Genomic DNA, 23,523 nt, shown 5'->3' on the forward strand with positions numbered 1-23,523 from the left:
TAGAAACGCTAACGGTGTCGTTATGGCCAGCGGCGTAAACATAAACCAGGACACAAAACCTATCAATAACAGTCCATATTCCAAATAGACCATATGGGTAGGTAGTGTTCATAATTCTGTGTCATTTCAGTAAACTGTACAAAAACAGGAATGACACATGACTCAACCTTTTAACTTTGAACAAGCCCTTAAAGATCTTCAAGCGGGTAAAAACCTCACAGGCAAAGACAGTATTCTTGGCCCCTTGATTAAACAACTTACCGAAGCGGCGCTTCAAGCCGAACTTGAGCAGCACTTGGCTCATGATGAGCAACCTAACCGCAAGAATGGTAAAACGGCTAAAACGATTAAGCACCTGTCAGGCAGCTTTGAGCTAGAAACGCCTCGCGATAGAAATGGCTCCTTCGAACCTCAGCTCATCAAGAAGAACCAAACCACGCTCACCGATGAAATCGACCGCAAAGTGCTATCGATGTTCAGCATGGGCATGAGCTACCGCGACATCAATCAGCATGTCGAGGAGATGTACGGCATTAATGTCTCCAGTGCGACCATCAACGCCATAACAGACAAGCTCATTCCTGAGCTTAAAGCCTGGCAACAGCGCCCACTCGACAGCCACTACCCGATTGTCTGGCTCGATGCGATACATTACAAAGTCAAAGAAGATGGCCGTTACATCAGTAAAGCGGTGTACACCCTGCTAGCCCTTAATATGCAGGGAAAAAAAGAAATACTCGGCCTGCATTTATCTGACAATGAAGGGGCTAATTACTGGTTATCTGTGCTGACCGAGCTTAATAATCGCGGCGTAAAAGACATCCTTATTGCCTGTGTTGATGGCCTGACGGGGTTTCCTGAAGCCATCGCCAGTATCTTCCCGAATACAGAGACGCAGCTGTGCGTCATTCACCAAATTCGCAACTCAATGAAGTACGTCGCCTCGAAAAACCAGAAGGCGTTCATGGCCGATTTAAAGTGTGTTTATCGCGCGGTGAGCAAGGAAGCGGCGGAGCTAGCGTTAGATGAACTAGAAGCGAAATGGGGCGAGGCTTACCCACTTGTTATTAATTCTTGGCGCCGTAAGTGGCACAATTTATCGCACTATTTTAAGTATCCAGAGCACATCAGAAAAGTGATTTACACCACCAATGCGGTGGAAGCGGTACACCGTCAATTTAGGAAATTAACCAAAACCAAAGGGGCTTTTCCCAATGAAAATAGCTTGTTGAAGCTACTTTATGCTGGCATATTGAACGCCTCGAATAAATGGACAATGCCCATTCACAATTGGAGCCTTTGTTTATCACAGTTAGCAATTTATTTTGAAGGGCGTTTAGACAGCGTGCTAGAAATTTAAACTTAACCTGACACAGAATTTCGAACGCCCTCTATGGGTACGTCTTTTTACGTCTAAAAGAAAAAACCTCACTATCCAAGGTTCCGACTTCCAACTTGCTGAATTTTTATCTATCACGGTAATTTCCTCTGTTAATATTGAAATATCAACGTCAAAAACAGAGGCGAGTGACTTAAGTGTTTCCATGCTGGCATTGTTACCAGCCTCAACTCGTTGAATCGTTCTCAGGCTTAAGCCTGAAACCGTGGCCAATTGCTCCTGTGACCAATTTTTTTTATCTCTAAGTCTGCGCACTATCATACTAAGTCCCTTTCACCCGGTTTCGAACTCACTGTGTTTCGATAAAATTATGGCTATTAATGGTTTCTGTCGGTGACGACATCATGCCGTCACTATGACGTCACTTTTATAATCAATCTGTTAAATTAACATCATCGCCAGTATTCATACCACTACGAGCTGACTAATCTAAACCAAACGCAATAAAAATACCCCAAAGCTAAACGAGGCTAACCTGCTTAATAACCAAGGTCACTCATAAAGGTTCATCAGTGATGTCCTTACAGATAAAGAGCGCCTGCTATCAGCAAAAAATTCCGCTTCCACTCTGCAATTTCAGAATGTTAATCTATGATCCTTATTTTGAATGCGGATCCCATTAATGAACTGGCTCATCGAACAGTTTCGCTACCCCGTTGACAGCCCCTTAGTTTACGGCTCTTTTGAGCCCAAACTTGTGGCACTTTCCTTTATCATCGCCATTTTTTCATCCTTTATGGCGCTACAGATAGCGGGCCAAGCAAGCTTATTGGAACACAATTATCGTCGCCATTTATCCTTAGCGGCCGGTAGCGTGGCCTTGGGTGGTGGTGTTTGGTCCATGCATTTTATTGGCATGCTCGCCTTCGAACTTTGCACCCGAGTTGACTATTCCTTAGGGATCACCTTGATTTCCATGATCCCCAGCATTGCCGCCTCTTGGGTTGCACTAAACCTCATTAGCAAAGACAAGATCAAACCGCTACAACTGATTGTTGGTGGTGTTCTGGTGGGCTCAGGCATAGGCACTATGCATTACACAGGCATGGCGGCGATGCAGATGTCCGCCATACTTAGGTACGACCCTTGGTTTTTTGGCCTGTCCATCATAGTGGCTGTGACCTTATCCATACTGGCACTGTGGATCCGTTTTGGTTTAAGCAATAGCCGCTGGCCCTTGTCCAATGTCAGCTTGAACCTCATCAGTAGTACAGTCATGGGACTTGCCATAGCGGGTATGCACTATACGGGTATGGCTGCTGCACGTTTCATCCCACCACCTGGGGTAGTACTAGAACAAGCTAACAATATCGGCTCAGGGCTACTGGCCACAGGCGTGACCATAACCACTATCGTCATTACCGCTTTAGTCATAGCCATCAATCTCGTCCTCAAATACCGTGAAGTGTCGCAAAAGGCCTTCGCCAACGAGCAACGGCTTGAGGCCATGATGGAAACTGCCGCCGATGGTATTGTCAGCATCAATGCCAAAGGCATAATCACAAGTATAAATCAGGCCATTACCGCCATGCTTGGCTGGGACAAAGCACAACTGATTGGCCAGAATGTCTCCCTCCTGATGCCAGAGCCAGATAAGGGCCGCCATGATTCTTATCTCTCCCGTTATTTGGCGACGAATGAACCCCACATCATAGGCAATGCTCGTGAAGTCACAGCCCTTCACAAGCTAGGGCACACAGTGCCAGTCAGGCTGGCCATAGGTCATGCCAGATTGCCAAATGAAGATGTATTTGTTGGCTTTATCTCAGACATCAGTCAACGCTTGAAGATGGAGCGAGAGCTGAAAGAAAATGAAGAAAAGTTTCGCTCTCTCATAGGCAATATTCCGGGCGCCGCCTATCGCTGCTTGGATACCGAAGGTTGGCCCATGTTGTTTGTTAGCGACGCCGTCTTCGATATTACCGGTTATCCAGCGAGCGACTTTCTGCTGCCAAATCCTGTGAGGAACATCTGTGACCTCTATCATCCCGAGCACCAAGAACTGTTGCAGTTTGATGCCGATAAAAACAAAACCTTCAGCCTGGAATATCGCATAATAAGAAGCGATGGAGAAATAAGATGGGTGCTTGAAACTGGCACCTACGTCAAAGACCCCCAAGGAAGCGTGCTGTGGATGGACGGCTTCATCATGGATATCACTCCCCGCAAGCAAATGGAGCAAGATTTGCAAAAGGCGAAAGAAGCCGCGGAGCTTGCCACCGAAGCGAAAAGCGCTTTCCTAGCCAATATGAGCCATGAAATTCGCACCCCAATGAATGCCATCATAGGTTTTAGCGATGTGATGTTGACCACTGATTTGGTGGCGGCGCAGCGTAAATATGTCACCACAATCAACGCCTCGGCTAATTCACTCTTACACTTACTGAACGATATCCTCGACAGTGCCAAGCTGGAGAAAGGCCAATTACAGCTCGAGATGCAAGATTTCTCCCTAGCTGAAGTGATAGACATGGTCACCTCAACCTTATCCATCCAAACTCGTAAAAAGCGACTGGATATCGAGCTATCCCTAGCGCCAGAGCTAGCTGAATACTATTACGGTGCGGCAGACAGACTGCGCCAAGTATTGATGAATATCGTCGGCAATGCCGTCAAGTTCACCGAAAAAGGCCAAGTGCACCTTTCGATTAAGCCCACACAGGATGGCAAAGTGTTGTTCAGCGTCCAAGATACCGGCATAGGCATAGCCAGCGATCGCATTCAGCATATTTTTGAACCTTTTACTCAGGCTGATGCTTCCATGAGCCGTCGCTTCGGTGGCACTGGACTCGGGACAAGTATAAGCAAGCAATTGGTCAACTTAATGGGCGGTGAGATCTGGGCCAGCAGTGAACTGGGTAAAGGCAGCTGCTTCGAGTTTATCCTGCCATTGAAAGCTGGAAAACCTGTCATTAAAACCCGCAAAGGCAAGGCTATCCAGCTTCCCTCTCTGAATATATTGATAGCCGATGATATGCAGCAAAATCTAGATCTGCTGCAGCTTCTGCTTGAAAATGCTGGCCACAAGGTCACTGCTGTCACTGACGGTGCTCAAGCGGTACAGACCACCCAGCATCAGAACTTCGATCTACTCTTGATGGATGTACAAATGCCCATATTGGATGGTTTGTCGGCCACTCGTCAGATAAGAGTCAGAGAGCAAAAATCTAACTCGCCACCCTTGGCCATTATCGCCTTAACCGCAAGCGTGTTAACCGAGGATAAGCTTGCCAGCAGAAATGCCGGCATGGACGGTTTTGCCAGTAAACCTGTGGACTTCAACCTCTTGTGCTTCGAGATTGCCAGAGTGCTGGAATTGAACATCACCGCCCAAGTAAGCATAAATACCCAGATAACCAGCTGTGACAGTCAGCTGAATCAAGAGCAAGGAATAACACTCTGGGGCAGCATATCAGCTCACGTACGTGAACTTGATACCTTTATTGAACGTTATCAAACGAGTACAGAACACTTTATCAGTCTGCTGGAAAATCAGGACTACGACACCTTGCGCCAGCTTGCCCACGCACTCAACGGCCTGTGTGGTAATCTTGCCATAGTGCAGTTGCCTCCTCTTTTACAGCAACTGGAACAGGCTGCAAAAAACCAAAATAAAACCGAATGCACTAGCTTAATTACAGCTTATGGGCTCAAATTCCAAACCTTAGTGCAGGCGATTACAGAGCTTGGGGCTACTGCACTGCGTAACCAGTGCCCAACCCAATTGATCTCTGAAGATGTTCTTCACCAGCCCATCACTGAGCAAGTAAACAAGCTTATCCAAGCGGCGCAGCATAATGAATATGATGAACAGAGTTTATTGCTACTGTCTCAGCACTGTACTGCATCACAAAGGCAGTGGGTCGAGCAAATCGAACAAGCGTTTGATGACTTTGAATTTGAGCAGGCATTAGCCTTACTGAACCAATTGAACTTAGATAACCGTGACGGGGAGCAAACCAATGAATGAGTTAAATCTGCAACCCCACCTCTTATTGGTCGATGATGAAGCCACTAACCTGAGAGTGTTAAAGCAAGTCTTGCAGGATGATTATCGACTCACCTTTGCCAAATCAGGAGCGGAGGCGCTGCGATTAGTTCAGGTGGACAAACCCGATCTTATTCTATTGGATGTAATGATGCCGGACATGACAGGCTTTGAGACCTGCGAGTGGCTTAAGGCAGAAGCTGACAGTAAGGCTATCCCCATCATCTTCGTCACAGCGCTTAAAGATGCCATGGACGAAGCCAAAGGCCTTGAACTGGGCGCCGTAGATTACATCACTAAACCTATCTCACCTGCAGTGGTTAAAATCAGGGTAAAAACACACCTTTCCTTAGTGCAGGCAGACGAGCTGAAACGCACCCGCCTAGAAGTTATCCAGCGGCTAGGTCGCGCATCCGAATATAAGGACAATGAAACAGGCTTGCACGTGATGCGCATGAGTCACTACTCACAGGTGCTGGCGTTGGCCTATGGATTCAGTGAATCCCTGGCGGAAGAATTACTCCATGCGGCCCCCATGCATGATCTGGGCAAGATAGGTATTCCAGATGAGATAATGCTTAAGCCCGGTAAACTGACTGCCGCCGAATTTGAAATAATGAAAACCCATCCACTGATTGGCGCAGAAATCATAGGAGAATGTGACTCGTCCCTCCTCAGCTTAGCCAAGGAGGTCGCCTTAAATCATCATGAAAAATGGGATGGCACAGGTTATCCCCATGGGCTCAAGGGTGAGCAAATCCCCATTGCAGCTAGGATAGTCGCCCTAGCAGACGTGTTTGATGCCCTCACCACCAAGCGTCCTTATAAAGAAGCTTGGCCGCTGGACAAAACCTTAGAATACCTAAAGGAACAAAGTGGTCACCATTTCGAACCTAAACTGGTGAGCCTCTTTATACAAGAGCTGGATAAGATACTGGTCATCATGGCCCGTTGGCCCGAATTAGCCGCCGTTGACCCACAGCAAGGTTAATTTGATCAACAAGGCCTTAAATGGTACCTAAACACTTCGGTGATTTAGTTATTAAATTCAAATGAGGCCCCCTCACTGTAATATCATGTAATAGTTTTAATTATTTTTTAAATCATAATCTATTCCGCATCTTAAAATAAGATAAAGCATAAATACTTAACTTTATAAAAGTCATAAAATTAAATTTATCCGGAGAATATGTTATGTCAAATAATGAAACTATCGTTGGTGGTTGGACAGCTTACAACGCAATCACATCTGCTGAAAGAGAAATTTTCAATAAAGCCATGGAGGGTTTTGTTGGTGTAAGTTACATGCCAGAGACGGTTTCAACCCAGGTTGTTGCGGGAATGAATTATCGTTTTAAATGCGAAGCGTCTATGCCACCATCAGAAGTGTTATGGGAAGCAATTGTTGAAATATATCAGCCATTAAAGGGCATCCCGCACATCACAAACATCACAAAAATATAATCTGTAGCAGTGGTGAGTTTGCTTTAGCTTCTATTTCCACTGTGTTTTTATATTAATAAAGCTCACCCGTTCTAAGCAGTATTGCTATTTCAGAACGGGTGACGATTCTTCACAGAACGGCTACATTTAAAACCTAACCTGATATTAAAAAATAATTCCTCCCGACTCTTTCACTAACTGCAACTCTGGATCGCAACTGCCATTTTTATTTGGTCGCGACGACACTATTTAGTTTCACAATGACAACTATCGACCGTGATCAGCCCGTTAACCAATAGTCTATAAAAGAAGGTACTTTTGCTCATCAATGGATGTTAAAATCGTGTGATTAAATAAGAAGAGTACGCTTTACGCATTCAGTTATGAAAAACTCTCACACTCAGTTTACCACATCTGACTTAGTCGATACTTGCCTCTACTCAGAGGATGGCGATGCCAGTCCTGCGCCCGGCGAGGCGCCGTTTACTGTAGATGAAAAGTATGTCATTCACTCTACACTGGGCCAAGGAGGCAGTGGCCTTGTCTTCTACGCCACCGACACAGTATTGTCGCGAAAAGTCGCCATCAAGTTTTTGGTGCATAACTCTCCTGAATACCTGCCCTTATTAAAAGCGGAAGCGACCACCCAGGCGGCTATTGAGCACAAGTACGTTTGCCCCATCTATGAGGTTAACGAAGTTAATGGCAGCATTTATTTGGTAATGCAATATGCCGATGGTGCGCTTTTTGGCAAGTTAGTCAAATCGCTTTCTGTTGAACAAATTTTGCTATTGGTAGCCAAAGTGGCCACCGGACTTCATGCCGCCCACCAAAAAGGGGTGGTTCATCGCGATGTTAAGCCAAACAATATTTTGGTTGTCAGATCTGACGCCGAAGGCTATGAGCCGCTACTGATCGATTTTGGACTGGCTTTCAACTCCCGTGATGTCGCAGAAGGGATTATCAAAGGCGGCACCCCAAGATTTATGGCGCCAGAACAAGCCAAAGCCTCAACCTTGACCATAGATAGCAGAGCCGATATTTTTTCCTTAGGGGCGACACTCTATTACGCGCTGGTGGGCGTGGTCCCCCCCTTGGTAGTGCCGGGTGAAGTGACAAACTTTAACGATGAACAGGGCCGTTGGCAGGCACTGCCCCTAGACGTAAAAGCGATTATTCAGCATTGCATGGCCTTTGACAGTGATAAGCGTTACCCCTCTGCCCGAGTACTGAGTGAGGATATTCATGCCGTCCTTAATGGCGAGCCTATCAGCATCAAGGGGCAGCTGAGTTACTACCTTTTAACAAAACTGAAAAAACATCGCTGGCTCACTTTAGCCGCCGCGCTGGTGGTCTTAACTGTTATTGGCGCCTACATCAAACATAATTATGAGGCCGTGCAACAAGGTATTCGAGAGCAAGCACTGGTAGCATTTACTGATGAGGTTAAAAGCCTAGAATATGATGCCCAGCTCACCTATATGTCGCCTAGGCACAATATTGAGCAGAAGAAGCAAGAATGGTTAAGGGTTGCCGATAAGATAATGCGTGAGAGTGAGTCATTAGGGCCTATCACCCAAGGGGCGGCACACTTTGCCATAGGGCGAATACATTACACCTTGCAAGATTTTAATAACGCCATATTTCATTTGAAAAAAGCCCAAGCGTTACACTCAGATCCCCAAGTCGGTTATTACCTCGCCCTAAGCTTAGGCGCCGAATATCAACACCAATTGAGAAAAGCACAAAACATCAAAAACCCGGCGGCTAAAGCCAGTAAAATTGACGCCTTAGATAACGCCTTCAAACTGCCCGCCATGGCATTACTGACTGATACAGAATCCATTAGCCCATTAAACTCCTACGCTAAAGCCCTGCTCACCTTCTATTCTGGTGAAACAGCTAAAGCCTTAACCCTATTGTCGTCAGCATCTGACTTACCGCCCTGGTTCTATCAAGATGAGGTGTTACTGGGTGATATCATGCTTAATAGTGTGGATGCGCAGATAGAAGCTGGAAAAAATATTGCCGAATTACAACAAGATGTATTGACGGCCAAGCAAGCCTATCTTCAGGCCGGCAAACTCGTGCCTTCAGATCAAACCGTCCAACTTAAACGAATCGAACTCGAATTGCTCCTTGCACGCTCAGCCATTAAAGGCGGCGAACTTCCCTCCGATGATCACAGGCAAGCAATTTGGGCTAAGTTCGATGAGATAGCCGCGATAGATCAAACTAAGGTTGAGCCACTACAGCTGTTTAGTCATTACGCCAGAATAATCGGAAGTCTTGAGCATGATATTGGTGGTAACCCAAAACTCTGGTTTGCGCGGGCCTTAGATAAACTCACCCAAGCTTCCAAAATGGATGAACACAATAGTCATAACTGGCTTGCATTAGCTCAACTCTACACTGAAATCATCCAAGACAATATCAGGCACGATCTTAACGTCGACAAGGAGTTTATTCTGGCACGGCAGGCTTTTGCTAAGGTCCCTAGCGTCGATCAAGATTATTTCTACTTTAATGAGTTGGCGAGCCTTATTCGTCAACAAGCAAATTATGACAATGCCCAAGGCAAGGATGCAGCAGCGGCTTATCAACAAGCGGTAGCACTCTACCTTGAGGCCAATCGGCGCTTTCCACAACATAGCGGGAGCCTAATTAACGCCGCATCGACGTTGAATGTGATGTCGTTAAAATTCACTTCAGAAGCACGATTGCCCGTATTGGATAGAGCCTTAAATATAATCGAAAGCGTTCTCAGAACAGAGCCCAGCAACTTTGTTGCCAACTACTATAAGTCTTTCTTCCTAATTAATCTTGTGAAAATCGACTTAATTCTAGGAAGATTCATACATGAAAAAATAGAAGTGGCCAGATTACAAATAGAAAAAACTAAGCTCATCAATGATCAACATCCGTACTTATTAGACTTAGAATTGCAACTCGAAACTCGAGTGGTATTGGCTGATTTTACAAATACGCGTGAGTGGCAGGCTGAATTTGATCAGTTAATCTTGAAGCGAGAACAATTGCTGCAACAATTTCCAGGTAATCAATTACTGATACGTAATTTTGTCGGCTTTGTTGCGACTATTATTGGTATCAGAAAAATGTTAGGTCTAGAGACAACTGGTGACTTGATTAAATTAAGGTCGATACTGGAAAGTCAGCCGAGTTTTTATTCATCGTCTGTGTTCTTGGTTCTCTTTCAGGCACTGACGCACTGGGATGATTTCAGCGCCGACTGGCAGCAAATGAATCAGGCACTCGGTGATGCTATGCAACACGACGAAACCTATCGCTGGACCAAGACCATAGTGATGGCTCATATGATCCAAAATGAGGCTGATCGACAGCGAGTCGAACATCAGCTAGCAGAAAACGTTGACTTACTGCCAGCTGTCAGACAATTATTCCTACAGTGGTTAGACAATAGTGCCGATAAACACTATAAGCTTAAGTAATATTAATTCCATACATAACAAACGACAAAGCAGGCGCTGAGACTAATTATGGGTACGATCAATTTTCAAGACACGCAAACACTGCCATTAAAGCAGAGTCACTTGTTTGGCCGCCTTCCGGCCGCTGTAGATACCGCGCTAAGTGATAAAACCGTATCGAGAATGCACTTGCTGATCGAGTATATTTCTGGCTGCTGGCAAGCGCTTGATTTGAGTCGTAATGGCAGTTTTTTAAATGGCGAAAAATTAGCAAAGAATCAGCGGGTCAAACTTAGTATCGGCGATGTTATCAGCTTAGGCTTACAGGGAAATCATACCATTAAATTAATAGATGATGCCCCGCCTGCAGATTTACTCTGTCTGCGTCAGAGCTCCGAGCACCCCATAGAACAAGCCATGTGTCTTGGCGCCTATAATTTAATTCCCGATGATGAGCCTGAGCTCATTTTGTTTCGTGATGGCAAGCACTGGATGGGGGAAAGCCTTTCAGGGCTGAATACTGCCGCATTTGAGCTATCGGATCTTGCCTGGGTCACCATAGGGGATAAACAGTGGCAGTTAAACTGCGTCTCTGACGACCTGTATACCGAACTTGAAATGATGCCAGCCCACATCAATGCACACCTTACCTTGCACTTAGACATCAGCGCCGATGAGGAAACCATCACCTGCAAAATAGAGTCTGATATGGGCATGACCGACCTAGGGGTGCGCAACCATCATTACTTATTAGTGTTATTGGCAAGGCAGAAGGCGGCTGATAAGCAAAAAGGTTATGCTCATTCCGAAACGGGCTGGGTCTATATCGATGAACTGATATCTCAATTGGGGTTATCCGAGACCTTGATCAACATCCAGATACACAGGCTGAGAAAACAAGTCAGCCAATGCAATGAAATAGCCGAGCAAGCAAAACACATAATAGAACGCAGGAAAGGCCAGATTCGCTTAGGTATTCAGAGTGTCAACCTACGTAAAAATGACCTGCTGGAGTTAATTGCTTGAGGATTTTGTTCAAGCAATTAACCCCCGAATTATCCAACACGGCTCGTTGAGGCTAAAGCTCCTTAGCACGTGAAAATATCGGTCTTAAGATGGCAAGTGGATCATTATTTTACAATTATTTCTCCACCAGAATCGATTGGATCACCGATATTATCGCCTGTTGTAGTAGCACCAGAAAAACAAAAATATTCATTTGTCACCAGTACAGTGCTCGTATAATCATTTCCTGCATTAAACGTCGTGATAACACTTCCACTTGTGCTTTGACCTTGGTGCATTGTTAATCCGTTAGCACCTATGTTTGCACTTGAATCAGAGAAATCTATGCTTAGCTGATCGACTCCATTTATGGTTATGATATTGCCAGCCCCAATAGATATAGTGGCTGGAGGTGAGAGTAGATGGCTTGTTGAAGGAGCTAAAGTGACTGCACCTTCTGCAGATACGCTTCCATTTATATAAGCTGTTGTCATATTAATTTCTTCTCTTCTTTTTATTAGTTATTAGTTATCCTACTACAGCATAAGATAAACACTCATTTTACAGTCGATAAAGCACCAATCAACTCTTTGTTTTAATTTAACTTACCGTATTTTCAGTGCAATCAAAGCAAAGCGCTTTGGCTTTACCTTGATTGCATAGCAAAAGAACTAGAACTGGTAACGCACACTGAGCTGGTAACTTAACACATCATTTGGCGCCAAGGCATAGTAGTTAATCCCCAGCCCCATGGACCAGTGCTGAGCCAAGGCATAGTCAAAGCGCATGCCGGCGTACCAATCTGTGTCATCGAGTTTAGTGGTGAGGCGCTGACCCTGTGAGTCACTGTGTAACTCAGACTCCCAGATAAACACCCCAACCGGCACTGAAAAGCGCCAGCCTTGATGTTCCATTAAGGTAAACCTTGCACCCACTGTCCCCCCTTGTGGTAACACAGGCGACACCAACTTCATCAGCTCATGGTATTGACCCGCATCTAAGCTTTCGCCACTGATTTGCGCCGAGCCTTCACCTAAATCCAGGTAGCCAAGCTCAAATGCCAGCAGTGGCGTCACTTGATAGCCCAGACTTAAGCCCACGCCTGTGTCTGAGTTATCAAAACCGCTGATTGTCCCTGCCGTGACTTCTTGCTGCAGCTCCATTTGGGTTTTATCTGTCTCATTCACACTTAAGTTTGCGTCCAGATACCAAGGCGAATTTTCCTCTTTCGCTTGCGCTGAGCCCACACCCAGCAGCAAGACTAAGGCGCTAAAGCAAGCGTTTTTGTGCTGTGCTAATTTGAACAGTGCTAACTTTAACTTTGCTAGGCTGTTCAACTTGCGACGTAGCACTAAGCTCAGCAGTAACATGCTGCTCCACAACCAGTGCACACTACCACCAGATTGGTTATCCACCACTTGAGCTTTGTACGCTTTCACGCTGACCATCACATTGGCCGTCGCTTCACCGTCCAAACCATCGCTGATGCGGTAGCTCACAGTATCTATGCCTTCAAAGCCCGTTTTAGGGGTATAACGCAGTTGGTTGTTTTCTATCATCACACTCCCTTGCTCGGCACTGGCCGCAATAATGCTTAATGCCTGGTTGTCTGGGTCGCTGTCGTTAGCCAGGACATTCAGTAGCAACACAGTTTTATCATCGGTGCTCGCCATGTCATCCACGGCGACGGGGGCACGGTTGGCCACCACGGTTACCGTAAGTTCACTGCTGGCGGTGCCGCCCTTGCCATCGCTGATGCTGTATACCAACACATCGGTGCCGATAAAATCAGCCGCTGGGGTATAGCTTATCTGCTGGTTATCCAGCACTACGGCCGTGCCAAACTGGCTGCTCACTTGGCGAACCGTTAAGGCATCGCCGTCGGCATCTGTGTCGTTCGCCAGCACATCAATCTCAGCGCTCTGGTTCACGGGCACTATCACAGCATCGGCAACCGCCACAGGTAAGCTGTTGCTATTGAGCATCACAGCCACGCCGCCCGGGTCAACAATAGTGCCATTGGCAATACCATCATCATCGTTAGGGCCGCCATCTTCTATGCTTAACTGCACACACCAGTGACCTTCGGTTAATCCAGCTTGCCACTGCGCAGCGCCAGGCGGTGGGCAATAACCCGAATTACCCGCACTCGACATCACTGAATTATTGGCATTTAACACAAAGTCCTGCCAGTTACCGCGCACAAACTTGCGATACACAGCATTGGTAGGCACGGGCCGCGCTTGAGGAATAACAACCGCAACACTGGCACCCAATCTAGGGATGGCAGTAAGTTCAAAATCGAACAGCCCCCCCAGGTTATCCGCTAGTGCATCCTTAATGAGGGCGCTGTCTGGCACCTGAATGCCTTGGCTACCAATAAGCTGCGCCGTATTGCCTAAGCGTAAACACACACCCGATTGGCTTTCAGCCAGGAAGGTCTGTTGTGAACTAGCTCGCTCTTGCAGCACGTTACATTCGTTAATCGCATCCAAATAATCCGCAATGCCATCACCGTCTGTGTCGGCAAAGCCTTCTTGGTTATCAGGAATTAAATCGCCATCGCTATCCGCGCCAGTCAGCACAGGTAGGCTGTCTTTTACCAACAAGGTTAACTGCACCTTGGTGGATAACTGCGGCGTACCATCGTCAGTCACCACTAAGCTAATGGGGTAACTGCCTGCATCGAGCGTGCTTGGGTCAAAGTAGCTGCCATCGGCATCTGTGTCTAACACCAGTGCGCCTGTGGACCAGACCTCAGTGAGGCTGTCTTGCGAGTTCACATCGCGGCTTTTCACCTTGATGTACACCTTGCCTTCCGCCTTGCTCACCTGAGTGCGCTGCTCATTCGACTGGGTCACCACTATGCTCGCCTGAGGCGCAATATTCGCTTCAGTAATTAATAACCGCGTCTCACGTTGACCACTGAGGTTCAGGCTTGGGTCTAGGCTGATAACTAACTCTTCATCCGCTTCGGTGACCCCATCATCGAACACGTTAACGCTAAAGCTTGCAGATAAACCTGAGGTTATCTCCACCACACCATCGACTAAGTCATGGTCATTGCCGTCACTGCTGCCAGACACGGTATAAGGCACGCTCACAGGGTACTGAGGTGATGGGCCGTTTAAGAACACGCTTACCTTAGCTTCACTGCCTTCACTGACCACTTGGTTACGACTAATGGATATCAGCGGTTTTACCGTCACTTTTTGTGACTTAATCGCGCTGCGACCTTGACTGTCTGTGGCTTGCCAATAGGCGACATGCTCACCCGGTGCAAACAACTGCTTAGTGTTCACCAAAGATACCGCAAGCTTCTTGCCTGAGGCATCCACCGCTGTCGCGACGCCAAGCTTAAGCTGAGTGAACAAACCTGTCGCATTCGCAGTAATGTCTGCTGGCACAGTAATCACAGGCGCATCAGCTGAGTTTTCACCGGTAATAAGCAATTGCACCTTGGCATTACTGCGACCTTTATGGCCATCGGAAATACTATAACGCAGTGCCACTGGGCCAACAAAGCCCGTTGGCGCTTGGTATTTAAGCTGTGAGCTAACGATTTGCACGCTGCCCACATCGGCCGCCGCGCCATCGATAGTCAAGGTATCACCGTCGACGTCAGTGTCGTTGTCCAACACCGCTAAGGTATAGCTGTTGTCCGTGGACAGGCTCTGACTGATGTTGTCATCCACGGCCTTGGGCTCATCGTTAACCGGATTGACCTTGATGCTCACTACGCCTGGGGTAGAACTTAGCTCGGCATCTTTGGCAATAAAGCGCACACTGTCATCACCGTTAAAGTCCGCATCTGGGGTGTATAACCACACAGAACCGTGCTTGACTAGTTTGCCCGATGCAGGCTGGGTTACCACTTCAAAGCTAAGTACATCATCTTCTGCATCCGTGGCAGTAAAGCTTATGGATAACGACGTATCTTCATCCAAACTCACGCTGGCATTAGTCGCCACTGGCGCGCTGTTGGTGCTTAAAACTTCCAGCGAGAATGCGGGTAATTGTGCACTCAAAATACCATCACTGACACTAATACCTATCCCTGAGGTACTACCTATATCGGATCTTGTCGGCGTTCCTGTGAGTGCCCCAGTACTGGTATCAAACGCCGCCCATGAAGGCTTATTCACTATGCTGAAACTCAGCACGCTATTGGCATCGACATCACTCGCCGTAGGCACAAAGCTGTAGGTCGCCCCCTGATTAACACTGGTGGCAGGTACACCTGTGATCACAGGCGCATCATTGACCGCATTAATGGTAATACTGACTGATGCAGCGTTGGACTGGCCGCCATTTACATCCTGAACCTTGTAGCTGAAGCTATCGGCGCCGTTATGGTTCGCATTTGGGGTGTAAGTGATAACGCCCGTACTATTGTTGATGCTAGTGCTGCCATTGCTCGGCGCAGTTACAATCAATACGCTAGCTGGATTCAAGGCAAATCCAGAACTCACATCATTACTCAGCACAGGAATGGCAATGCTGCTATCTTCATCAGTCGTTGCACTATCCGCCATCGCCACTGGCGCTACGTGAGTCACGGTAAAATTAAGGCTGGTCTTGTCATTGATTCCAGCAAAAGGGTTACCCGCACTGTCTTTGATAACCCCAGCCGTCAATTGAACATAATAGCTATGAGTTGGGATCAAATTACCGACCCAATCGACTGTCACTGAGCTACCACTTATCACCAGATTGGCAACATCAACCGTTTCGAACAAGCTATCATCACTGGCATCGTACAGACGTACACTGCCAATGCCTGCCAACACTGGCTCTGAGAACGTCAACTGCAGCGTGTCATTGTAGCCAGCACTACCATCATCTGACGGCGTGCTGCTAATCATTGTCGGCGCCACGCCATCGACTACCAAGGCCTTATTAGCACCTAGAGAATTCACAGCACCAGGGGTAACTAAGGTTAAGGTGGCATCGTTGCCTGCAGCATCTTTGATACTGCCACCATTTAAAGCCAACGCCGTGGTTACTGCATAATCCAGGTCGCTAGAGACATCGCCGACTTGTACCGTATAGTTAAATATTAAGGTACTTGAGCCTGTGCCTGAACTGTAGTTCACCACGCGATCTATAGTCCCCGTTTCTAAGGTTAACTGTGGCGTCCCTGTGACAGTCACAACTTCACCAAACAAGACTTGTAACGCTATCACATCACCCAGTTTGTAACTGCCATCTAACGTAGATGAGGTGACACTGGTGACTGTCGGCGCTGTGGCATCTACCAGCACAGCTGCGGTTGAACCCACAGAGTTCAAAGTCAAATTAGCATTATTACCTATGGCATCTCGCAGCGTACCACCATTGCTGGATAAGGTGCCGATGGCAATGCCGTCACTATCAAGATCACCATTTTGCACTGTGTAGCGATACATCAAGCTCGAGGTACCAGAACCACTCAGATACGCGGCTTGACGCGTCGTTGACCCTATGGTTAATGCCAGCTGCGGCGTACCGCCAGCTGTGTTGACTGTGATGTTTTCATCAAAATTGATGCTAAAATCGAGATTCTGCCCACTCACATAAGTCGCATTGGCAGGCACATTGACCGAAGATATGCTAGGCGCCGCCGCATCCACCAATACTGAGGCGGTTGAACCAACAGAATTAAGCGTCAAGTTAGCATTATTCCCAGCACCGTCTCTAAGTGTGCCACCATTGCTGGCTAAGCTGCCAATGGCAATACCGTCACTGTCAGTGTCACCATTTTGCACTGTGTAACGATACAATAAGCTTGAGGTACCTGAGCCACTAAGGTAAGTTGCCTGACGAGTCGTTGCCCCTATGATTAACGCCAGTTGCGGCGTACCGCCACCCGTATTGACTGTGATGTTCTCATCAAAGTTAATGGTGAAATCGAGGTTCTGCCCACTCACATAAGTCGTATTGGCAGGTACATTGACCGAAGACACGATTGGCGTCACCGCATCCACCAATACCGATGCTGTTGAACCCACAGAGTTCAGGGTCAAATTAGCATTATTTCCAGCGCCGTCACGTAATGTGCCGCCATTGCTGGCTAAACTGCTGATAACAATGCCGTCACTGTCAGCGTCACCGCTCTGAACTGTGTAGCGATACAATAAGCTCGACGTACCCGAACCGCTCTGGTAGCTAGCCTGACGGCCAGTCGCCCCTATGGTTAACGCCAATTGCGGCGTACCACCTCCCGTATTGACTGTGATGTTTTCATCAAAATTAATGGTGAAGTCGAGGTTCTGCCCGCTTACATAAGTTGCATTGGCAGGTACATTGACCGAAGACACAGTAGGCGCCACCGCATCCACCAATACAGAGGAGGTTGGTCCTACTGAGTTCAAGGTCAAATTAGCATTATTACCAGCGCCGTCTCTAAGCGTGCCGCCATTAGTGGCTAAGGTGCCAATGGCAATGCCGTCACTGTCTGCGTCACCGCTTTGTATTGTGTAGCGAAATAACAAGCTCGAAGAACCTGAGCCGCTCTGATAGTTAGCCTGACGAGTCGTAGCCCCTATGGTTAACGCCAGCTGCGGCGTACCACCACCTGTGTTGACTGTAATATTTTCATCAAAATTAATGGTGAAGTCGAGATTCTGCCCGCTCACATAAGTTGCATTGGCTGGCACATTGACCGAAGATACCGTCGGAGGGGTAATGTCAACGGGCGCCACTAGCATAAACTCGTTACCGCCACTGTAACCACCACCATCGGTCGCAGCATAATACGCGGTAAGCACAGTGCTATTACCAGCTGCTGTCACAGTCCCGCCCTGAGGCAGGCCGGAAAAGTTCCCCGTTATGCTATCCACGCCATCGTTAACCAGCAGGCGGTAGCTATCACCTAATCCCGCTGTATAACTGTGATTAACATTCAGTGTGGCCGATGACACATCCACTGTGCCGTTTACTGCCACTGAGTCATAACCTGAGCCTAACACTGTCCCTGTAATTTGTGCCGTCAGGGCACCGCCCGACGCTATGGTCAAGTTGCCGTTGATTGTGATTGTGCCAGGTCCTGAGATCCCAGGAGATAAAATACCACCACTTTGCACAGTCAAGGTATTGGTTGAACTTGTGGCAAAGAGACTGCCCGTACCTTCTAAGGTGCCACCCGATCCAATAGTGGCGCCAGTGGTGCCACTCAAGGCACCAGTTAGGCTCAAGCTGCCGCCGCTGATGCTGGTAACACCGGTATAAGTGCTAGTACCCGAAAGGGTTAACTTGCTCGAGCCAGACTTAGTTAAGTTACTGCCACTACCTGTGATACCACCAGAAAAGCTGCTATCGCTGGTTTGATTAAGCGTAAGGTGTGCCCCATTCATGGCCAGAGTTCCCGCGCCAGAAAGTACTCCTATGGTTTCACTGGCATCGAGTCGCAATGTCGCCCCAGACGCTATACTGACCGCAGTGGTGTCTGCCATGGCCGCACCATTATCCAGCACTAAGGTGCCTTCAGAGACAGATGTGGCGCCAGAATTAGTATTAGTACCTGCTAAAGTTAGGCTACCAGTATCGGTCTTAGTCAGAGTAGCTGTGCCACTGACTATGCCACTTAAGATCAAATTACTGCCGTTAATGACACTAATATTCGTACCCGTTGAGAGCTCAATATTACCGGATACTGTGCTGGTACCTAGGCTGTAGGCATCTGCCCCCAGTGCACCATAGTCGACAGCGTCAATATTTCTGCCTGTACCATTGAGAAACAGTGGCTCAGGGCTAACCACACCTGCGGCAATTCGCAGTGCCGACCCCGCATTAACGGTAGTGCTGCCTGAGGTTGAGCCTAAACCATTGTTGTGGGACAACAGTAGGCCACCTACAGTGATTGTGGTCGCGCCCGAATAGCTATTATTGCCGCTGAGTTGTAACACTGAAGCGCCAATTTTAGTCAGGGTGCCGCTGCCGGAAATCACCCCGGACAGATTAATAATGTTACGACCACCACCGCCCGTTGGGTTGAATGACCCGCCAGCGGCGCCTAGGGTGATGGGATTATTAATCGTTTGAATATTAGGGTTGAAAGTAGACCCACCGGTCACCGTCATGGCCAAGGTGCCGCCATCTAAAGTCAAGACGCCGGTATTGGCGCCATCTAGGTTAGTGTCAGCGTCAATATCTAGTGTCCCCCCTAGCACAGAGGTGCTACCCGTGCGGCTGCTGTTAGTTCCGGTCAAGCGCAAGGAACCCGCCCCTGCTTTAGACAAGTTACCCGCACCATTAATATTACTTGAAATCTGCAATTGATTAGCATGGGTTAAGGACAGGGTAAAACCTGAATCTAAGGTTAAGGTGCTGCCGGCAATAGCAAAGCTTGACCCTGCGGCACTGGCGTCAATCGTGAGATTTTCGGCAATACTCAAATTCCCAGCCAGTGACATACTGCTAGTAAAGGCGCTGGATAAAATCAGCGTCTGGCTACCCGTAGTGTCTGCTAGCGCTATCGCTACAGCCTCACTGAAACTCACGCCATTGTTGAGGTTGATCGTTGCGGTATCTGTGGTGCTGGTGACATAGATACTGTCGCTGGTAACTGTGACATCTGCTGTGGTGCTGGCCGTGCCATCACTTAGGCTATAACGCAAGGCCGCATCTGCGGCGGGAGTATTGTTACTGTATTGAATGCGTTGCAACACATCCTGCACCAGTGATTTAGTGGCTGTGGTGGCGCTGCTATTAAAATTGATACTCAGCACGCCACTGGTATTAGTAAAGGTTGCGAAGGTTAAGCCGCCGCTCTGCAAATTAGCACCGCTAACGCTGAACAGTGCGCCGCTGGTATCGAAACCAAACACATCAGTGGTAATCGCTGTGCCCACCCGTTGCAGGGTTAAGCTCGCACCCGCATAGTTACCGTTGCCGCCATTAAGGGCATCGAGTTCAACATCACTGACGCCGAGACTAGTGCCTGCATCTAAGGACACATAATTACCCACGCCAGCCCAAGCGACGCTGTCACCGTTAAGGTTGGTTAGCACAGGGGCGTTATTGCCCATAGTATAAGCTAGGGTATCCAGTCCTGGTGAAAAATTGATTGCGTCGCTTGTAATGGTAAAGGTAGAGACTGAGGTCCAATCCACTGGCGTTAGTGTGACTCCAGCAAGACCCGACAGAAGAGTAAAATCCGCCTGAGTTTTTACTATTGTGGATCCTGAGCCGGAGGTGACGGTAAAGGTATAGTTTCCCGTACTGGCGGTGCCATCGGCTTCAAAGTAGACAAACGATGAAATATTCACCGGACTAGAAAATGAGACCTGAACGGATGTAGCAGTAGCACCAACACCATAAAAAACATTACCGCTAGAGCCACCACCATTGCCACCATCAGCTACATCCGCCGTGTCACCATTGAAAGTCGCAGTCATGGTGATGCCATCACCGTTGTCTGCCTCTATATAGTTTGCTCCAGATAGGGAGCCACCGTCACCATCGAAGGTGGGTAACACATGCTGCCAATTTGCCAGAGCTGGTGCTGAAAAGGGAAGCCGATGCTCAATCGCGCCAGTACTGACCTCTAATACCCAGTCGCCACCAAACTGAGCATGCCCGGTTGGCGTGTTGGACGCCGCCACATCTGCGTCAAGTGCTGTCGAAATATAAGCTAGCAAGGCCTCACCTTTTTCACCAGACGCAAGATTACAGCCATAAAAAAGAATGTCGGCTCTGGGGCTCAGGTTTTGCTTAAGTTGATTAAATAGATGTGGATTATTTTGCAGTACTTGTTGGTTTATCACGCTATTACCAAGTTTAATTTCCCCGTCACTGCCGTGGGAAATAACATGCAATGCTTCAATATTTTTATAATCTTTGAGTATATCGCCAAGCTGCTCTAAGCCATTAGAGCTTAAATTCATCTCATGAATGACCACACCAGGTTTTAGGTCACGATAAAATACCGCTCTATCATCGACAGACTCATCAATAATCACGACTTCACGAGCCTGTTCTTGAAATGCCGCCACAGAGGAGCTCGTAGAAACGAATAGCAACATAATCAACAAAAAGGTGATTCTATGGTTCATATATAGACTCGCAAAGTTAGGATTCGATTAATTTAGCTCTGTCATTCCTTTGGCAGACCATGTATAGATATCAATAGTTTAAACCGTTAAGTATACGGTGTTATTATCATGTTTAGAAACATAAACCATCTATAGGGATAGTTTATGTCAGAACCTTGGAAGCTTTATAAACTTATCCCTTTGGAGGATATGCTCCTTGAAGCGCTATTATAAAGTTAATCGCCAAGAAAGGTTGCTCAATAACCACAGGCCGACCCGCCCCCATCATCGCAGTATTTCCACTAACATTGACTGTCGTACTGGTATTCACAGGCAATAACGTGGTATCTGGTGACGTGCTGTATGCATTAAGTGGGATCAATCCGCTTAGCACTTGTGCAGGAACAGTTGTAGGTCCAGGGATAGCCGTATCCCCCTTAGCCGATGAGGCGCTCATCTTTACATTGACCTCCCCGGTTGCTTTCAAATCTACCATATGAGCATGTGCGGGAAGCTGAGCACTAGTCAATGAAACATATTCCGTGCCTCCTCTTTGCCCCAACGCTTTACTGGATAACCCCGCACCTGTTCCCACATGAACAGGCACCCGGCCACGCAAGTCGGGAAGAGCAAAACTAACCCCTTGAGTCCCACCATAGACATAACCTAATAGTGAAAATAAGGCTTGGTTTTCTGCTATTGGTAATAGTTGCCCATTACAAAAGGCCCAATACTGAGGGGCGTAACTCCCTGCAAACATGCGGATCTCACCGATAAATGGATCTGGCATTATTTCGCTCCTTATAAAAGATCATAATTTAGTTAGCAAAAACCATAAAGTAAATGTTTTTAAAACAAATTTAAATCACTACTTGGAAAGCAATGATCCCTGCCATGAATTTATTTCAGAGGATACAGAGAGTATAGGGACGAAAGTATTACAGCTTATTACAGGGAGACTTCGGTTGTAGTGCGCCACTCATCTGAGCCGATGGAAACCATAGTGTCTTCGCCTGAGTTGAGGTTATCTCTCGCTTACAAACTTTCCGTAAAAAGATATGTCGCAGACACGACTAAATTGCCCAAGCTTAACATCACAAATGAAGCCACCCTTAATACCGAGAAGTGAGTGCCAATAACATCACGCATTACTGTGCTCTGAATACGGCTATCTGTGAGAATAAAAACATGAGGATGCAGCATGAAGAACAATGCACATACAGCCAATAGCAACCCCATTGAAGGAGCCAGCATCATGCCGACACAACACACGAGTATCAGCGTATACATTGCGGCAGGTCCACTAATGAAAGGTGCCTTACCAATAGCTAGGCTGACAAAGCTACCAATGAAGTAAAGACTACCAACAGCCAACAACGCATAAACGATACCATCACCGCCAAATTCAGCTTGTATTTTCGGCATCGCATAACTTTCCAGCGCTCCTGTAGCAAAGTTCATAAGTAACAACAGTAAGATGTACCACAAGTTATTCAGTTGACTTAAATGTTGGCGTAAGATCCCAACAACCTGAGCAGGGCGAATTTGTCGACTAGACTGACTGGCGTTAAATAAGTTCCTTAATTGAAGCTTAACAGCGATACCGGCCAACAATAATAAAAACAACATAACAACCAATAGTTGCGTTATCTCATAGCCGCCATAAAACAGTAAATGAACTCCAGCAGGGATCAACAGTGATAATGCTAATATCAATTGATTGAGCCAATTTCCGCGGGCTAAATTACCGTTTTGACTCCCCTCTATCACTGCCGCTTTTAAACATAACTGCACCGCGACCACCACACAAGAAGCCACCAATGTAAAACTGCATGCTATCAAGATAAGACTTTGTGGTGGAACAATCAGCAGCCAAAGAGCCATAGCACTGAGAGTCGCCATTCCCCATAGCGTGATATCACGATATCGCCCTCTGTCAATATGATGACCCAAGACAAATGGAATGACTGTTGAGGCAATCGACGAGCAGAATAAGAATAACCCATAGTCACTGTTCGCCACCTCGGCTTCAGACATTCGCGCCAACAAATAAAAGCGGATTAGTCCGACAATACTCAAAATGACCAGCTGCACCAAGGCCAATACTACAAACCAACGTTTCACGGAGAATTAACGTCCTTTAAAAAGGGCAATGCAAAGGTCAAAATAACCGTCACAGCGATTAACCAAACAACATCCAGCGATAGTCTAAACATATCCATTGCC

11 protein-coding genes are annotated in these 23,523 nt (G+C 47.2%); 6 read left to right on the forward strand and 5 right to left on the reverse strand.

From position 1 onward, the window contains the following. The first annotated feature begins 157 nt into the window (after positions 1 to 157). Positions 158 to 1,360, forward strand: a complete 1,203-nt coding sequence (locus SDEN_RS19355; protein WP_011498131.1) for an IS256-like element ISSde5 family transposase — start codon at positions 158 to 160, stop codon at positions 1,358 to 1,360. Here the strand turns inward: SDEN_RS19355 and SDEN_RS19360 are convergent. Beyond that, a complete protein-coding gene (locus tag SDEN_RS19360) occupies positions 1,349 to 1,660 on the reverse strand; it encodes a helix-turn-helix domain-containing protein (RefSeq protein WP_011498132.1) in 312 nt (103 codons plus the stop codon). The genes SDEN_RS19355 and SDEN_RS19360 overlap by 12 nt on opposite strands. A 361-nt stretch (positions 1,661 to 2,021) precedes the next feature. Here SDEN_RS19360 and SDEN_RS19365 point away from each other — a divergent pair, with 361 nt between their 5' ends. From SDEN_RS19365 to SDEN_RS19385, 5 genes are all read left to right on the forward strand, one after another. Then, positions 2,022 to 5,369: an MHYT domain-containing protein gene (locus tag SDEN_RS19365; RefSeq protein WP_157599897.1), complete on the forward strand. Its 3,348-nt coding sequence runs from the start codon at positions 2,022 to 2,024 to the stop codon at positions 5,367 to 5,369. Continuing rightward, entirely contained in the window at positions 5,362 to 6,378 is a 1,017-nt protein-coding gene (locus SDEN_RS19370; protein WP_011498134.1) for a response regulator, read from the forward strand. Before SDEN_RS19365 ends, SDEN_RS19370 begins: the two co-directional genes overlap by 8 nt. Positions 6,379 to 6,581: 203 nt before the next feature. Beyond that, complete coding sequence (locus tag SDEN_RS19375) at positions 6,582 to 6,851, forward strand: hypothetical protein (protein ID WP_011498135.1); 270 nt, start codon at positions 6,582 to 6,584, stop codon at positions 6,849 to 6,851. 362 nt (positions 6,852 to 7,213) lie between these two features. Then, positions 7,214 to 10,300, forward strand: a complete 3,087-nt coding sequence (locus SDEN_RS19380) for a serine/threonine protein kinase (RefSeq protein ID WP_011498136.1) — start codon at positions 7,214 to 7,216, stop codon at positions 10,298 to 10,300. Positions 10,301 to 10,348: 48 nt separating this feature from the next. Then, complete coding sequence (locus tag SDEN_RS19385; protein ID WP_011498137.1) at positions 10,349 to 11,305, forward strand: FHA domain-containing protein; 957 nt, start codon at positions 10,349 to 10,351, stop codon at positions 11,303 to 11,305. Positions 11,306 to 11,409: 104 nt separating this feature from the next. Here SDEN_RS19385 and SDEN_RS19390 read toward each other — a convergent pair whose 3' ends face one another. From SDEN_RS19390 to SDEN_RS19405, 4 genes are all read right to left on the reverse strand, one after another. Beyond that, positions 11,410 to 11,778 (reverse strand): hypothetical protein, encoded by a 369-nt coding sequence (locus SDEN_RS19390; protein WP_011498138.1) that lies wholly within the window; start codon positions 11,776 to 11,778, stop codon positions 11,410 to 11,412. Between the two features lie 177 nt (positions 11,779 to 11,955). Next, positions 11,956 to 21,288, reverse strand: coding sequence for an Ig-like domain-containing protein (locus SDEN_RS19395; protein WP_232279989.1), 9,333 nt, complete (start codon positions 21,286 to 21,288; stop codon positions 11,956 to 11,958). Between the two features lie 202 nt (positions 21,289 to 21,490). After that, positions 21,491 to 22,087 (reverse strand): phage tail protein, encoded by a 597-nt coding sequence (locus SDEN_RS19400; protein ID WP_011498140.1) that lies wholly within the window; start codon positions 22,085 to 22,087, stop codon positions 21,491 to 21,493. Positions 22,088 to 22,332: 245 nt separating this feature from the next. Then, a complete protein-coding gene (locus SDEN_RS19405) occupies positions 22,333 to 23,421 on the reverse strand; it encodes a hypothetical protein (RefSeq protein ID WP_011498141.1) in 1,089 nt (362 codons plus the stop codon). Between the last annotated feature and the right edge of the window lie 102 nt (positions 23,422 to 23,523).

It is taken from the genome of Shewanella denitrificans OS217 (assembly GCF_000013765.1).
Classification (GTDB): Bacteria; Pseudomonadota; Gammaproteobacteria; order Enterobacterales; family Shewanellaceae; genus Shewanella; species Shewanella denitrificans.

Excerpts from the sequence above, each read along its gene's own strand:
- SDEN_RS19360 (WP_011498132.1), bottom strand. The coding sequence starts at position 1,660 with ATGATAGTGCGCAGACTTAGAGATAAAAAAAATTGGTCACAGGAGCAA.
- SDEN_RS19370 (WP_011498134.1), top strand. The coding sequence starts at position 5,362 with ATGAATGAGTTAAATCTGCAACCCCACCTCTTATTGGTCGATGATGAA.
- SDEN_RS19365 (WP_157599897.1), top strand. The coding sequence starts at position 2,022 with ATGAACTGGCTCATCGAACAGTTTCGCTACCCCGTTGACAGCCCCTTA.
- SDEN_RS19400 (WP_011498140.1), bottom strand. The coding sequence starts at position 22,087 with ATGCCAGATCCATTTATCGGTGAGATCCGCATGTTTGCAGGGAGTTAC.
- SDEN_RS19395 (WP_232279989.1), bottom strand. The coding sequence starts at position 21,288 with ATGTTGCTATTCGTTTCTACGAGCTCCTCTGTGGCGGCATTTCAAGAA.
- SDEN_RS19380 (WP_011498136.1), top strand. The coding sequence starts at position 7,214 with ATGAAAAACTCTCACACTCAGTTTACCACATCTGACTTAGTCGATACT.
- SDEN_RS19355 (WP_011498131.1), top strand. The coding sequence starts at position 158 with ATGACTCAACCTTTTAACTTTGAACAAGCCCTTAAAGATCTTCAAGCG.
- SDEN_RS19385 (WP_011498137.1), top strand. The coding sequence starts at position 10,349 with ATGGGTACGATCAATTTTCAAGACACGCAAACACTGCCATTAAAGCAG.
- SDEN_RS19390 (WP_011498138.1), bottom strand. The coding sequence starts at position 11,778 with ATGACAACAGCTTATATAAATGGAAGCGTATCTGCAGAAGGTGCAGTC.
- SDEN_RS19375 (WP_011498135.1), top strand. The coding sequence starts at position 6,582 with ATGTCAAATAATGAAACTATCGTTGGTGGTTGGACAGCTTACAACGCA.